The following is a 13910-nucleotide window of genomic DNA, read 5'->3' on the forward strand; positions in this document are numbered from 1 at the left end:
TAGATCAACACGATTCCCAAGCTGACAGTGAGGGTTCGATTCCCTTCACCCGCTCCACGCAAAACGCCAGGCATCAGTCACATCCAGGCTGATCCGCCGGATCACGTCGCCCGTTCGACAAGAACCGCTCGGGCCCAATCCGCGACCCGCCTCGCGTAAGCCGACCGGTCCTCAAACGGATAGGCCGGCCCCGAGGTCTCGAACACCCACCGCCCGCCGTCGTTCGCCGCGCAAATGGAGCGCTCGATGGCCAGTGGCGGAGCGCCGTCGGGCCCGTAGACCTCGAGCAGGCGCGCCGGGTATGTCGCGGTGTCCTCGACGTCCATCACGCGCATGGCTCTGCAGCGGAGTTCTCGCGCTGCGTAGCTCGGGAGGACTCCGACGTCGGTGCCCAGCGGACCGTTGTTGAGCAATGCCGTTCCAGTGGCCGACGGGCACACACAGGTACCGGGTGGCCATGGTGCCGGCCGCCAGGAGGACGACGGCGTCTTCCAAGGAGGTCACCGGCGCCGTTCGTGCGGTCCACGCGTCGTCGAAGCCGTTCGCGATCCAGTCGGCAAGCGTGGCGGCGTCGACTTCGAAGTAGCCGACCTGCGTGGTGGTTGCGCCACCCGCGTTCGAAGGAAGGGTCATGGCACGAGGTCATCTCCGTTCGCGCGCCGCCGCCGGGCGCCGCCAATCGCCCGAGGCGCCCGACATCGGTCAGGACCACCGCGCCGGTGCCGGCGACGGCCGCCACGAGGCCGATGAGCAACGCCTTCGCGCCCAGCGCCAGCCGCCGCCGGGGCATCACGGAACGTCCAGGCAGGCCGCCTCGAGATTCACTCGGGAAGATGCTCTGCGCCGCCATCATCCCGCGTGTAGAGGTGGCCTGCGGCGCCCACGCCGGCGAAGGCGCATCAACTGCGGGCCGCTCCACGGCTGGGCCGCCCGGTCGGGCAAGACCGAATCAGTGCAACGCCGACAAGGGGGAACAAACACACCAGCCCGGCGTCACCCTGTCAGGGTTTCGCCGGGCGCAAGGTGCGTGGGTCATCCGACCGGAACCGCCGGCTTCTCCGCCGACTCCTCGACGTGCGGCTGCGAATCCGCGCGCAGCCCGAGCCGCCCCTTCGTGGCGACGATCAGCACCACCGACACCACCACCGAAGCGATGAGCTGAGCCAGAATCGAGTCGGTGTCGGCGTCGAGGTTGGTGTACACCTCGGGCCAGACCAGCGAGTACGTGGTGTTGATCCCGGCGTGCAGCAGCATGATCAGCGGAACGCTCTGGCCGGTGCGGTTGAACACCCAGGTCATCACGAGGCTCAGCGGCACGCAGCCGAGGATGAAGACGACCGGCAGGGTCCAGGTGACGTTCGGGCCGCCCCACTCGGTGAGGAACAGCGGCAGGTGCCACGCGCCCCAGAGCAGACCCAGGACGACGGTGCCGAGCACCGGGCCGAACCGGTCCTGCAGGCGGGGCAGGGCGAAGTCACGCCAGCCGGGTTCCTCGGCGGTGGCCGTGGTGAGGAACTGCATGATCAGCAGCGGCAGGTACGCAGCGAGGATCATGATGCTCGGCATCGACAGGTGGCCCCAGGTCTTCGGCAATGCGAGCGGTGCCACCAGGATCACGGCCGGCACGGTCACCAGCACGGCGAAGAACCACTTCCAGCCGACCCGCCAGTGCGTGAGGCGGCGCGCCCAGTTGCGCAGGCCCGCGCGGCCCTCCGCCAGCGCCGTCACGATGAACGCCGCGCCGAGCGGGCCGACATAGGCACCGGGCAGTACACCGATCAGCTGGCCGCCGAGCTGGCCGCCCGGAATCTTTATGTCCGGCTCGAGACCGAGGCCGTGGTCGGAAAGAATGTACGGCATCCAGAACATCCAGCTCAGCCCGAATGCCAGGGAGAAGAAACTCAGCACCGGAAAGCGGCTGACGATTGTGCGCAGGACGTTCATGGCTCCTCCAGAAAAGAACGTGCCGGGTGTTTCTGACAGGTTCTATTCGACCGGAGAAAGCGATTCGGGTCATTGCAGAAGAGGGGCCAACGCGGGTACAGCAGGCTGTACCGCACAGCGGGTCAGTCGGTGCTCCGTTCGGCCCACCAGCGGCCGCCGCGCACCTCGAAGCCGGGCAGCAGCCCCTCGGGATCCACGAGGCTGGCGACTGCCTGCGCCAGGTCACCGCGCATCTCGGCCACCGCCTCCTCGAGGGTGTCCTGCTCGGCGTCCCAGTCGATGTTCGCGTCGCGGAGTTGTCGCTCGGCCAGGTCGTGGACCCGCTCGGGATCGTCGATCAGCACCTCGATCTGGCAGTGCACCCGCATGACGATCGGTTCTTTCCCGGTCACCGGATCCAGTTTTCCCAGTCGATGGTGTCGATGTCGTCGAGCAAAAGCTTTTTACGTTCATCCGTGAGAACGGTGGAAGCTTCGACCGCGTCGCGCATCTCGTCCATCGTCAGGTCGCCGACCAGCAGGTCGAACCGGGCGCGCACATGCGCCGGATCAGTAGGTGTGTACGGGCGGAGCAGCACGATGAGATCGTCGGCCGGCGTGTCGAGCCCGCGCGCGAGGGTGCGAACGGTGGCGGTCGATGTGACGGTGCGTTCGCTCATCAGGCGTTCGATCGTGCTGACGGCCATGGCGGATCGGCGCATCACGTCCTTCGGACCGAGGTCGGCCCGGGTCATGAGGAGCTGCACGAAGCGGCCGAACGGCGTCACAAAGCACAGCGTAACCATCGACCCGAAGCACATGCCAGGGTCGTCAGGCGTCGATGTTCCCCGAAAGGTGAAGTCCCCGGGAACGGCCGGAACCGTCCCGGGGACGCACACGAGTTACCAGGGCCAGGCGGCGTCCCGCCCCGCTTCCAGCAACGGGATCATCCGAAAGGCCTGATCGGTCAGCCCGCCGAACGTGTACCGGTACCGCCCCGACGGCGCGTGTCCCATCCGGTAGCCGGCGAGGTTCCATGTGTAGAGCGGCACGGTGGACGGCAGGGCGCCGGAAACCCCGCCCGGCGACGCCGCGGCCTGCTCATCGGTTACGATCACGACCCGGTCGTGCCGGTCGTAGTGCCGCCGCACCGCGTCCGCCGTGTCGGTCCCGCCGCCGATGAAGTAGCCGCCGGACTTCCACCGCGCGACGGAGGCGAGCAGCGACTCGGCGGGCCGCAGCCCGAACACCTTCGTCTGCCGGGTGGAGGCGAACGACACCACGTCGGCGGTGGCGCACCGCAGTGCCAGCGCCACCCCGAATATCACGGCGGCGTCCCACCGCTTGAGCGTGCCGTCCATGGAGAACGCGTTGTGCATCGAGTACGACGTGTCGACGAGCACCAGCGTCCGCCCGTCCAGCCGCGGCACGTTGGCCAGCGAGTGGCCGAGCGCCCGCTCGAGCGGGTATCCCCAGCGCAGCGACGGTGCCGCGCGGTGCGCCGACAGGAACCGCATCGGGAACTGCCGGGACGACGCCACCTGCGCCGGGTCGGCGAGCCGGGTCGCGGCCGCGGAGGCCACGTCGTCGGGCACGCCCGCCTCGTCGAAGTTTCGCAGGTTACGCAGCAGCGCCATGTAGCCCATCGACGGGATCATCGCGGACCACAGCTTCGCCTTCGCGAGCCGCGGGCCGGCGAGCGAGAGCGCGTCCTCCCAGGTCATGCCCGCCTCGCGGAGCGCGTCGGCGTCGTACAGGACCGCCGGCTCCGCGGCCGCGCGCCGCCGCAGCGCCGCGTTGCGCACGAGCATTTCCAGCGCCGCGGGCGGTGCCGCGCCGCGGTGGTGTCGCCGTTCTAGCGCCACCTTGAAAAGCTCTGACTGTCCGGGAACGGGGCGAGGGTGCACGATCTCGATGACGTCGGCGAAGCGCCAGGCGTGCGTGGCGGTGTCGTACTTGAGCAGGTTGCGCTCGGTGTAGAGGCGGCGCACGGCGTCGGCGATGCCGTTCTTGAGCGGCATCGGGATGCGCCGGCCGTAGTGCGACGTCCAGTAGGCGAGCAGCTCGCCGGGCTCGTCGGCGCGCTGGAGCACCGAGTCGACCACCTTGCGGTTGGTGACGACCGGGTCGCTGACGCCTGCCTCGACGCGTGCCTTCACGAACTCCGCCGCCCCGACCAGCGCGGCGGTGCGCATGTTGGCCTCGCCGCGCAGCCAGCGCAGGAAGGCGGCCGTCCACTGTGGATCGCCGACGGCGGCCCGGCGGACCAGCGCGACGTAGCGGCTGTCCCGCCCGCCGGCCGGCTCGTAGAACGTCGCCTCGCCCACCATGTTGCTGACGGCGAGCAGGAAGAGCTCCGACTTGAGATCGCGCGCGAACCCGTGGCCACCCTCATGGGTGCGGCCGGACGGCACGCGCTCGGATACGACGGGTGCCAGCCCCGGCGCAGTGCGCGTGCTGGCCCGATTGAACTTGGCCACAGTGATCGAACCCTCGAAAGGAAGAATGGAGAGGCGGGGCCGAGAACAAGTCGGCGTCGGAACATAGTGCTCTATCCGCTGAGCTACGCCCCGATGTGACCGGGACGGCGGGGAGTCGAACCCCGCGACCTCTCTATCCGAAGTAGAAGTAACCGGCGCCTGCGCACAGGCCCCACCTGAAATCCCTGAACACCAACGACCGTAAGGGTTCCGCACCCCCGCCGCGAACGGTTTTCAGGCGCCGATCGACAGCCGCAGCCGCACGAAGTCCGTTCCCTTGACGGCCGGCCGCAGCACCCGGTCGAACTCCCAGCCGCGGCCGGCGTAGAAGGCGCGGCCGCGTTCGTTGTGCTCCCACACCTCCAGGTGCGCCTCGGCCAGTGCGCGCGCCCGCCACTCGGCCAGGCACGCGTCGTGCAGCCGCCCGCCGATGCCGCGCCGCCAGTGTGCGGGGCGCACGTGGATCTGCCACAGTTCGCCGACGCGGGTCGGGTCCGCGGTGTCGTCGTGCGGCGGTCCGATGAGGGCGAACCCGAGCGGGGTGCCCTCCTCCTCGGCCACGTGCAGCGCGAAGCCCGGCTTCGCCAGCTTTTCCATCGTGTAGCCGCCGTCGGTGATGTAACGTGCGCGCTCCGCCAGTTCCTCCGGAGAGAGAACGCCCGCCCAGTAAGCGGCACGCGCCTCGACGTGGATCTCCGCGACGGACGCCAGATCCTCGGCCCGTGCCGGGCGAATGGCGATCAACTCGCCTCGGCGATGATCTCGGGGGCGAGGCCCGGGTACTGCATGGAGTCCACCATCGGGTCGATGGCGTCCGGGTCGGCCCCGCAGAGCACCTCGGCCACGCGGTCGACCTCGGACAGGGGCAACCGGAACGATGCGCGGCACAGCCCGCCGGCCCAGATGGACACGACAGCGACCCCGCGATCGGGGTGACGGCTGACGCGCATGGTCCGACCGTTGCCGCGTTCATCGACGAAGAACTCCGCCATGCCACCACTGTGCCTTAACCAACCTGTTATATGGAAGCCTTGCGTCCCCCTTGACTTTTGGTCAAACGCGGCGGACATCTTGGGCAAATGGCATCTTGAGCTTGACGAGTAGGGTGTCGAACCGGAAGCGTGCGACCCCGGACCAGGTTGGCTAACGGAAGGTTTACCCCGTGACCGGCAGACATGCCGAGGGCAAGCTCAGCCGCAGGACCGTCATCATCATCGCTGTCACCGTCGTCGTGGGCGCCCTGGGCGCGGGCAGTGCGGTGGCGTTCAGCATGCGAGGCGATGACCCCAAGAAGACCGCATCGACATCCGCCGCGGACGACGCGCGCGCGGCGGCCGAGCGTGCCGCCCGCGACGCGGAGCGTTCCGAGTCGCCGGTGCCGCTGCCGAGCGAGAGCCCGAGCGCCAGTCCCAGCCCGAGCCCGAGCCCTAGCCCCAGCAAGGCGAGCCCGAGCCCGAGCAAGCGACCGCCCACGTCGAAGACGACCGAGGCCGGTGGCGGCAACGTCACGAGCAGCGGCAGCTGCGGCGCGTCCTACTACGACACCGGAAGCCGCACGGCCAACGGCGAGTCGTTCAACCCGGACGGGATCACCGCGGCGCACAAGACCCTGCCGTTCAACACCCAGGTGCGGGTCACCAACAAGGCCAACGGCAAGTCGGTCGTGGTGCGGATCAACGACCGTGGGCCGTTCGTGAGCGGCCGCTGTCTGGACCTCAGCCGTGGGGCGTTCAAGGAGATCGCTTCGCTGTCGGCCGGTGTGCTGACGGTGGACTACCAGGTGCTCGGCTGACGAATTCCTGACGCCGTCGGAGTAACGGCTGGAAGCAACTCGGCGGAAGGTCGATCGGCCGATCGTTCGAAGGGCCGGACGGGCTTCGGATGGCATGCTGAAGCCCGACATGAGACGTTCCACCGATCCGACCGCGCGCGCCGGCCTCGGCGCGTCCTTCGCGCTGCTCGCCGTGGTGGTGGCGGTCGAACTGGCCGACGGCCCCCGCGCCAACCTGTTGGGACTGCTGGCGGCCGCGCCGTTTCTCGCGGCGGCGTTCGCGTCGTGGCGCGACGTGTGCGCGGTCGGCGGCGTGGCGTGGCTGATCGCCGTGCTGTTCGCGTTGCCGGCCAAGGCGGGTGAGCCGCTGCCGCTCGCCGTCAACGTCGGCGGGATCGTCGTCGCGACGGCCATCGCCGCGATGGTGGGCTCGATCAGGCAGCGCCAGTCGGAGCACTTCGCCGAGGTGTCGCAGCTGGCGAACGTGGCGCAGCAGGCGGTGCTGCGCCCGATCGGCGGGCGGATGGGTTCGTTGACGATCGCCGGCCGCTACATCTCCTCCAACGCGGCGGCCGACATCGGTGGCGACCTGTACGAGGCGCTGGATACGCCGTTCGGCATGCGAATGATCATCGGGGACGTGCGGGGCAAGGGGCTGGACGCGGTGCGCCTGGCGAGCACGGTGCTCGGCTCGTACCGCTACGTCGCCTACGAACGCCCCGATCTCGCCGCCGTCGTCGACGACCTCGACCGGGCGGTCGCCCGTGCGGTCAACGACGAGGACTTCGTCACGGCCGCCATCGTCGAGGAACGCGGCGGCACGATCACGATCGTCAACTGTGGACACCCGGCGCCGCTGCTGCTGCGCCAGGGGCAGGTCATCCCGCTCGAACCGCCGACCTCGTCCCCGCCGTTGGGGTTCAAGCCGGTGGTCTGCCCGCGGACCGAGCTGCTGGAGCCCGGTGACCGGCTGCTCTTCTACACGGATGGATTGGCCGAGGCGCGCCGGGAGAAGCAGTTCTTCCCGACGGCCGAACGCGCGTGGGGCCTGTTGGGTCACGGGACCGTCGCCGACGGGCTCGCGTCGTTGGAGAGCGCACTCGTGGAGTGGGTCGGCGGCGTGCTGGACGACGACATCGCGCTGATCCTGGTCGAGTACACCGGGGCCAGCGCGGCGCCGATCACCGTTCCTAGCTGGGAGCTTGGCGCTCCGGAGTGACGCTGCGGCGCATCCGGTGCCGGCCCCGGTAGTTACGCGGCTGGTCCCGTGGTGCTCGTGGAGCGAACATGGCGATCATGAGACGGTTCAACACGGTCGCACCTCCTGTCCGGTTGACGCTCCTAACGACCGCCGGATCCCCGGGTGACGTACCGCCGGGTGTCGTGTGAGTTACACCGCACTCAAGTTCGCGTTCATATGGACGATATCCGCGCTGTGACGTCGCTCACCCGCACGCGATAGGCACTGGTTGCGGTTACTAGCGGGTAAGTACCATCGGATCTACTCGTCGGTAACCAGCGGTAGGGGACGCGGATGACCCACTACAAGAGCAGCCTGCGCGATCAGCTCTTCAACCTCTTCGAGGTGTTCGGGGTAGAGGAGATGCTCGGCCGAGGGCGCTATGCGGAGGTCGACGCCGACACTGCGCGGAGCGTCCTGACCGAGGTCGAACGGCTCGCCCGGGAGGAACTGGCCGCGTCGTACGTCGACGCCGACCGGAACCCGCCGGTCTACGACCCGGAGACGTTCAGCGTCAAGATCCCGGAGTCGTTCAAGAAGTCGTACCAGGCCTTCATGGACTCCGAGTTCTGGCGCCTGGAGATCCCGGCCGAGATCGGCGGCACGCCCGCCCCGCGGATGGTCGTCTGGTCGCTCGCCGAGCTGGTCCTCGGTGCGAACGCGCCGGTGTGGATGTACGCCTCCGGCCCCGGCTTCGCCAACGTCCTGTACCAGGAGGGCACGCCGGAGCAGAAGGAGTGGGCCAAGCTCTTCGTCGAGAAGGGCTGGGGCGCCACGATGGTGCTCACCGAGCCGGACGCCGGTTCGGACGTCGGCGCCGGGCGCACCCGGGCCATCCCGCAGCCGGACGGCTCGTACCACATCGAGGGCGTCAAGCGCTTCATCACCAGTGGTGAGCACGACATGAGCGACAACATCGTGCACTACGTGCTGGCCCGCCCGGTCGGCGTCGAGGGCGCCGGTGGCCCCGGCACCAAGGGGCTGTCGCTGTTCGTCGTGCCGAAGTTCCACTTCGACCCGCAGACCGGTGAGCTGGGCGAACGCAACGGCGCCTTCGTCACCAACGTCGAGAAGAAGATGGGCATCAAGGTCTCGACGACCTGCGAACTGACGTTCGGGGAGCACGGCGTGCCGGCCAAGGGCTGGCTGCTCGGTGACGTGCACGAGGGCATCCGGCAGATGTTCCTCGTCATCGAGGGGGCCCGGATGATGGTGGGCACCAAGGCGATCGCCACCGCGTCGACCGGCTACCGCAACGCGCTGGAGTACGCGAAGGAGCGGGTGCAGGGCGCCGACCTGCTGCGTTCGACCGACAAGACGGCTCCCCGCGTGGCCATCACGGCCCACCCGGACGTGCGGCGTTCGCTGCTGCTGCAGAAGTCGTACGTCGAAGGGCTGCGCGCCCTGGTCTGCTACACCGCGCAGTGGCAGGACAAGGCGGCTATGGCCGAGGACGCCGGCGACACCGCCGCCGCCGAGGCCGCCGCGCGGGTCAACGACTTCCTGCTCCCGCTGGTCAAGGGATGCGGCTCGGAGCGCGCCTACGAACTGCTGGGCCACGAGGCGCTGCAGACGCTCGGCGGCTCCGGATTCCTCCAGGACTACCCGCTCGAGCAGTACGTGCGGGACGCGAAGATCGACACGCTGTACGAGGGCACCACGGCGATCCAGTCGATGGACCTGGTGTTCCGCAAGATCGTTCGGGACCAGGGCGTCGCGCTGATGACCGTCGCCGGTGAGATCCAGGCGTTCCTGACCGCCGAGGGCGGCAACGGCCGGCTCAAGGAGGAACGCGCACTGCTCGGCGCCGCCCTCGCCGACGTGCAGGCGATGCTGGGCACCATCACCGGCTGGATCACCAAGGCGCAGGGCGGCGAACCACGCGCGATGTACCAGGTGGGCCTCGTCAGCCGGCGGGTCCTGCTGGCACTCGGCGACCTCATCGTCGGCTGGCTGCTGCAGCGGCAGGCCGACGTGGCGCTGAAGGCGCTGGCCGGCGAGCAGAGCCCGGCCGAGAAGTCGTTCTACGAGGGCAAGGTCGCGGCGGCGCGGTTCTTCGCGCACGAGGTGCTGCCGCGGCTGCGTTCGGACCGGCGCATCGTCGAGAACACCCCGCTGGACGCGATGGACGTCGACATCGACTCCCTGTAGGGGAATGAGCCCCCGCCCGGGTCGCAGGTTTCTACACCGCGGCCCGGGCGGTGTGCGTTCCGGTCAGCGGTGCCGTGCCGCCGGCGAAGTCGGTCCAGTCGCCGTCGAGCCGGTGCACCGCCAGCCCACCGGTGCGTAGCCCCTCGGCCACCTCCGTGCCGGGGTCGAGCAGCGTCGACAGGAGCGTCACCGTCGGGTTGTGCCCGATGAGGAGAACGCAGCCGACGTCCGGGCTGACGCCGTTCACCAGGGAAATGCTCTGGGGAACTCCGGCCTCGTAGAGGCCGATCTCGAAGACGGCCTCGGCGGACGGCGGACCCAGCGCGACGCGGACGCCGTGCCAGGTCTCCCGCGTCCGGCGCGCCGGCGAACAGAGCACCAGGTCGGGCCGCAGTCCCTGGGCCGCGAGCCACGCTCCGGCCGCTGCGGCGTCGGCGTGACCGCGCTGGGTCAACGGCCGGTCGATGTCGGCGAGGTGGTCCGGGCTCTCGGCCTTCGCGTGCCGTAGTACCACCAGCGTGCGTGCGGTCATGAAATTCAGCCTGTCTGATTGAGTACCGCGTCGACGGGGTATCTCCTCCAACGTCGGGTTCACCTTAAGGACAGCGGTCAGCCGACCGCACCCGATCACCGCATCACAGGAGGAAACCAAATGGGTATCGGTGGCAGCATCGCTCTGCTGGTGGTCGGCGCGATCCTCGCTTTCGCGGTCAAGGACACGGACCTCGGCGGCTTCCTGGACCTCAACGTCGTCGGCTGGGTGTTGATCCTCGCCGGCATCGTCGGCCTGGTGTTGACGCTCGTGTTCTGGAACAGGCGTCGGGTGGTCGTGGCGCAGCAGCCGATCGCGACCGAGCGTCGCATCGTCCAGGAGCCCACGGTGACCGAGCGTCGGTACACCGAGCGCAACTACTGATCTTTATCGCACCGCTGAGAAGGGCCGGCATCGCCGGCCCTTTCTCTATGCGTAGAGCGCGAAATACACGCCGACGTGGTGGCAGAGCGCGGCGACGAGCGTGCAGGCGTGGAAGAACTCGTGGTGCTCGAAGACCTTCGGCCACGGGTTGGGTCGGCGGATCGCGTAGCAGACCGCGCCGATCGTGTAGAACAGCCCACCGACGGCGAGCAGCACGACGCAGACGATGCCGCCGCCCTTGTAGATCGCCGGCAGAACGGCGATGGCCACCCACCCCAGCGCGACGTACAGCGGCGCGGAGAGCCAACGCGGCCCGTGCGGCCACAGCAGCTTCAGCGCCACGCCCGCCAGTGCGCCGCCCCAGACCACGCCGAGCATGATCTCCGCCGTCGATTTGTTGAGCAGAAGAACAGCGAACGGCGTGTACGTCCCCGCGATGAAGATGAAGATCATCGAGTGGTCGAGCCGGCGCATGACCGGATACATCTTCGGGGTCCACACGCGCCGGTGGTAGAGCGCGCTCGTGCCGAAGAGCGCGATGACCGTGATGCTGTAGATGACGCAACTGACCAGCGGGGCGGTGCCCGGCCGTGCCGCGGCCAGCGCACAGAGGACGATGCCCGCGACGGCGCCGACGCCCGTGGCGTAGGCGTGGAGCCAGCCGCGCATACGCGGTTTACCGAGATCGACGGGACGGAGGCGGGTGCTCGTCGTCATGTCAACAAGGTTACGGCACCGTAGGTTCGGTCGGCAGTGATCCGTTTCCGGCGCCGCGCAGAACGAGCGGCAAACGACCGGCGCCGCTCTCCGAGACCCGCACCGGAACGCCCCAATCCTGCCGCGTCAGGTGACATGCCGGATATTCGGCGTCGATGTCGCACGTCGCCGCCTGGGCGGTGACCTGCAGCACGCCCGACCCGGACGCCAGCCTCAGCACCCGCCGCAGCGCGCCGTTGGTGACGCCGCCGCCGTCGACCAGCAGCTCCGGCGGCGACGCCGACACCTCCAGCCGCAGTGGCGAGCCGAACTGGTCGTCGAGCTTCTGGCCCGGTGCCGGTTCGAAGATCACATCCAGGATGACCGAGCCCTGCTGAAGGTCGGTCACCGGGCGTTCGGTGCGCATCCGCCCGCCGTCCCGCGAGGTGGAGCTGAGCGCGATCCGGGTCAGGCGGTGCGCCGCCGACTCCACCACGACCACCGCGCCGTCGTCGGTCACCACCACGTCGCTCGGTTCGGCCAGATCGGTGGCCACCGTCGTCACGAGCCCTCGGTGGAACGACCTGAGCGCCCCGTTGTACGTGTCCGCCACGAGCACCGATCCGTCGGCCAACGCCGCCACGCCCAGCGGATGCTGGAAGAGCGCCTGATCGGCCGGACCGTCGACCAACCCGAAGTCGAAGAGGCCCTGACCGACGGCCGTGTGCACCTGACCGTCCTCGATCCAGCGCAGTGCGCTCGACTCGCTGTCGGCGATCCAGAGCCTGCCGTCGCGCGCCGACAGTCCCGACGGCTGCGCGAACCACGCCTCCTCCTTCGGCCCGTCACGCAGCGCCTCCACCGTGGTGCCCGCGTACACGCCCACCGTCGAGCGGACCGGGTCGAACCACCACAGCTGGTGGATGCCGGCCATCGCGATGATCACGCGGTCGTCGTACCAGGCCAGGTCCCAGGGGGAGGAGAGGTCGGCGTTCAGCGCGTCGTGCGGATGGGTGTCCGCGTGCTGCGAACGCCACGGGCGCCCCGTGCCCGCGACGGTCACGACCTCGCCGGTCTCCGCCCGCACGCCGCGCAGCAGGTGGTTGACGGTGTCGGCGACCACCAGTTCGTAGCCCGCCTGCTGTGCCACCTTCGGCGGCAGCACGCACAGGCCACCGGGCTCGCTGAACTGCGCCTCGCCCGGCTTGCCGTCGTTGCGGCCCCGGGTCCCCGAGCCGATCCGCCTTCTCGGGGTCTCGCCGTCGCTCTCCAGTTCCACGAGGCTGTGGTGCGCCGAGTCGGCGACGAGGAACCCGTCCCGATAGGCGATCGCCTTACCCGGGAAGCGCAGCGTCGTCTCCGGCTCCTTCGGCGGCTGGTACGGGCCGTCGCCGCGGTGCAGGGTGCCCTTCGCCTCGTGCGTGGCGATCAGTTCGGCGATCAGCCGGTCGAGCCCCTCCGCGTGGCCCTCGCCGGCCATCGACGCGACGACGTAGCCCTCCGGGTCGACGACGTTGAGCGTGGGCCAGGCCCGGGCGGCGTACTGCTGCCACATCTCCATCGCCGGGTCGTCCAGAACGGGGTGGTGCACGCCGTAGCGCTCCACCGCCGCCCGCAGCGCCGCGGGATCCTTCTCGTGCTCGAACTTCGGCGAGTGCACACCGACGATCACCAACACGTCGGCGTACTTCTCCTCCAGGGGACGAAGTTCGTCCAGGACGTGCAGGCAGTTGATGCAGCAGAACGTCCAGAAGTCCAGAACGACGATCTTGCCGCGAAGGTCCTTGAGGGTGAGCTGCCGGTCGCCGGTGTTCAACCAGGCGCGGCCGCGCAACTCCGGCGCACGTACCCGCATCGCTCCTATTTCTGTTCAGTCGGTTTGAGGCACAGGACCTCGTCCTTGCCGGAACGCCGTTCGACCACCACGTAGGGCTGCGCCTTGTCGGCACAGTCGTCGACCTTCGACTCCTTCGAGACCACGGTGAACGACCCCGCCTCCTTGCAGTCCACCGGAACGGCCTCCTGGCTGCCGCCCCGCTTCACGCACGAGCCGACCGCGTACGAGTTCGACCGGTTGAACGCCGACGTGACCACCACTCCGGTCGCGGCGAGCAGAATCAGGACGCCCGCCACCACCAGTCCGATCACCAGCGGCTTCTTGCTGCGCTTCGGTCGTTCGCCGGTCTCCTCGGGTGCGGCCGCGCTGCCGTGGACGCCGCTCTGGCCGGCCGGCGCCGACTCCGGTGCGCTCCACGGCGCGGCGGCCGGCGCCCCGAACGAGTTCGGCGTGCTCTCCACCGGCGGCCCGCTGGTCGGCGGCGCGAACGCGGTCTGGGCGCTGGGCGGAACGCTGCCCGGCGGGGTGGCGGCGGGCGGCGTGGGCCAGGTCGGGACGCCCGGCTGCGGCATGCCGCTCACCGGCGCCCCGCTCACCGGCGACGAACCGGCGGGTGGGGCGCTGGTCGGCGAAGCCGGCGCCGGGGTGCCGGCCGCCGCGCCGTACACGCCCGGGCCGCCGGCGGAACCGGGTCCCGATGCGGCGGTGCCGGGAGCTGCCGGCGCGCTCGGCGGTGCGGCACTCGAGGCGGCCGCGCCATAGACGCCCGGCGTTGCCGTTCCCGGCGCGGCGGTGCCGTGGATGCCGGGCGCGCTCGGTGCGGCCGCTGATGCGGCTGTGCCGTAGACGCCTGGCGTGGGAGCGTTCGGCGGGCCTGGCGGTGTCGTTCCCGGCGCG

At 69.7% G+C, this 13910-nt stretch carries 16 protein-coding genes; 5 read left to right on the plus strand and 11 right to left on the minus strand.

The window, feature by feature from the left end:
• Positions 1–101: 101 nt before the first annotated feature.
• The 7 genes from Val02_RS20590 to Val02_RS20620 form a co-directional block, all read right to left on the minus strand.
• Positions 102–335: a hypothetical protein gene (locus tag Val02_RS20590; protein ID WP_203900754.1), complete on the minus strand. Its 234-nt coding sequence runs from the start codon at positions 333–335 to the stop codon at positions 102–104.
• A gap of 697 nt (positions 336–1032) precedes the next feature.
• Positions 1033–1944 (minus strand): CPBP family intramembrane glutamic endopeptidase, encoded by a 912-nt coding sequence (locus Val02_RS20595; RefSeq protein WP_203900755.1) that lies wholly within the window; start codon positions 1942–1944, stop codon positions 1033–1035.
• A gap of 122 nt (positions 1945–2066) precedes the next feature.
• Positions 2067–2336: a hypothetical protein gene (locus Val02_RS20600; RefSeq protein ID WP_203900756.1), complete on the minus strand. Its 270-nt coding sequence runs from the start codon at positions 2334–2336 to the stop codon at positions 2067–2069.
• Positions 2333–2710 (minus strand): helix-turn-helix domain-containing protein, encoded by a 378-nt coding sequence (locus Val02_RS20605; protein ID WP_203900757.1) that lies wholly within the window; start codon positions 2708–2710, stop codon positions 2333–2335. The genes Val02_RS20600 and Val02_RS20605 overlap by 4 nt, the downstream gene beginning before the upstream one ends.
• A 114-nt stretch (positions 2711–2824) precedes the next feature.
• Complete coding sequence (locus Val02_RS20610) at positions 2825–4402, minus strand: TROVE domain-containing protein (protein WP_203900758.1); 1578 nt, start codon at positions 4400–4402, stop codon at positions 2825–2827.
• Between the two features lie 234 nt (positions 4403–4636).
• Positions 4637–5146, minus strand: a complete 510-nt coding sequence (locus Val02_RS20615) for a GNAT family N-acetyltransferase (protein ID WP_203900759.1) — start codon at positions 5144–5146, stop codon at positions 4637–4639.
• The gene (locus Val02_RS20620; protein ID WP_203900760.1) at positions 5143–5394 is read right to left on the minus strand and encodes a hypothetical protein; all 252 of its coding nucleotides are present in this window, start codon (positions 5392–5394) and stop codon (positions 5143–5145) included. The genes Val02_RS20615 and Val02_RS20620 overlap by 4 nt, the downstream gene beginning before the upstream one ends.
• Positions 5395–5564: 170 nt before the next feature.
• Here Val02_RS20620 and Val02_RS20625 point away from each other — a divergent pair, with 170 nt between their 5' ends.
• The 3 genes from Val02_RS20625 (at position 5565) to Val02_RS20635 (ending at position 9564) form a co-directional block, all read left to right on the plus strand.
• Positions 5565–6194 (plus strand): septal ring lytic transglycosylase RlpA family protein, encoded by a 630-nt coding sequence (locus Val02_RS20625; protein ID WP_239153205.1) that lies wholly within the window; start codon positions 5565–5567, stop codon positions 6192–6194.
• Positions 6195–6303: 109 nt separating this feature from the next.
• Positions 6304–7392 carry a PP2C family protein-serine/threonine phosphatase gene (locus tag Val02_RS20630; RefSeq protein WP_239153206.1) on the plus strand — a complete coding sequence of 363 codons (1089 nt, stop codon included), beginning with the start codon at positions 6304–6306 and terminating at the stop codon, positions 7390–7392.
• Between the two features lie 315 nt (positions 7393–7707).
• Entirely contained in the window at positions 7708–9564 is a 1857-nt protein-coding gene (locus Val02_RS20635) for an acyl-CoA dehydrogenase (protein ID WP_203900762.1), read from the plus strand.
• Positions 9565–9595: 31 nt separating this feature from the next.
• Here the strand turns inward: Val02_RS20635 and Val02_RS20640 are convergent, their stop codons facing one another.
• On the minus strand, positions 9596–10096 hold the full coding sequence (locus Val02_RS20640; RefSeq protein WP_203900763.1) for a SixA phosphatase family protein: 501 nt from the start codon (positions 10094–10096) through the stop codon (positions 9596–9598).
• 120 nt (positions 10097–10216) lie between these two features.
• Here Val02_RS20640 and Val02_RS20645 point away from each other — a divergent pair, with 120 nt between their 5' ends.
• Positions 10217–10480, plus strand: a complete 264-nt coding sequence (locus tag Val02_RS20645; protein WP_203900764.1) for a DUF6458 family protein — start codon at positions 10217–10219, stop codon at positions 10478–10480.
• A gap of 45 nt (positions 10481–10525) precedes the next feature.
• Here Val02_RS20645 and trhA read toward each other — a convergent pair whose 3' ends face one another.
• Genes trhA through Val02_RS20660 form a run of 3 tightly spaced genes read right to left on the minus strand, consistent with a single transcriptional unit; the run spans position 10526 to position 13474 of the window.
• Positions 10526–11197, minus strand: a complete 672-nt coding sequence (gene trhA / locus Val02_RS20650) for a PAQR family membrane homeostasis protein TrhA (RefSeq protein WP_203900765.1) — start codon at positions 11195–11197, stop codon at positions 10526–10528.
• A 10-nt stretch (positions 11198–11207) separates the two neighbouring features.
• Complete coding sequence (locus Val02_RS20655; RefSeq protein WP_203900766.1) at positions 11208–13031, minus strand: NHL domain-containing thioredoxin family protein; 1824 nt, start codon at positions 13029–13031, stop codon at positions 11208–11210.
• A 5-nt stretch (positions 13032–13036) separates the two neighbouring features.
• Positions 13037–13474, minus strand: a complete 438-nt coding sequence (locus tag Val02_RS20660) for an LppU/SCO3897 family protein (RefSeq protein ID WP_203900767.1) — start codon at positions 13472–13474, stop codon at positions 13037–13039.
• Here Val02_RS20660 and Val02_RS20665 point away from each other — a divergent pair.
• The gene (locus Val02_RS20665) at positions 13464–13775 is read left to right on the plus strand and encodes a hypothetical protein (RefSeq protein ID WP_203900768.1); all 312 of its coding nucleotides are present in this window, start codon (positions 13464–13466) and stop codon (positions 13773–13775) included. The two genes, Val02_RS20660 and Val02_RS20665, sit on opposite strands and share 11 nt — an antisense overlap.
• The last annotated feature ends 135 nt before the right edge of the window (positions 13776–13910 follow it).

It is taken from the genome of Virgisporangium aliadipatigenens (genome assembly GCF_016863615.1).
Classification (GTDB): domain Bacteria; phylum Actinomycetota; class Actinomycetes; order Mycobacteriales; family Micromonosporaceae; genus Virgisporangium; species Virgisporangium aliadipatigenens.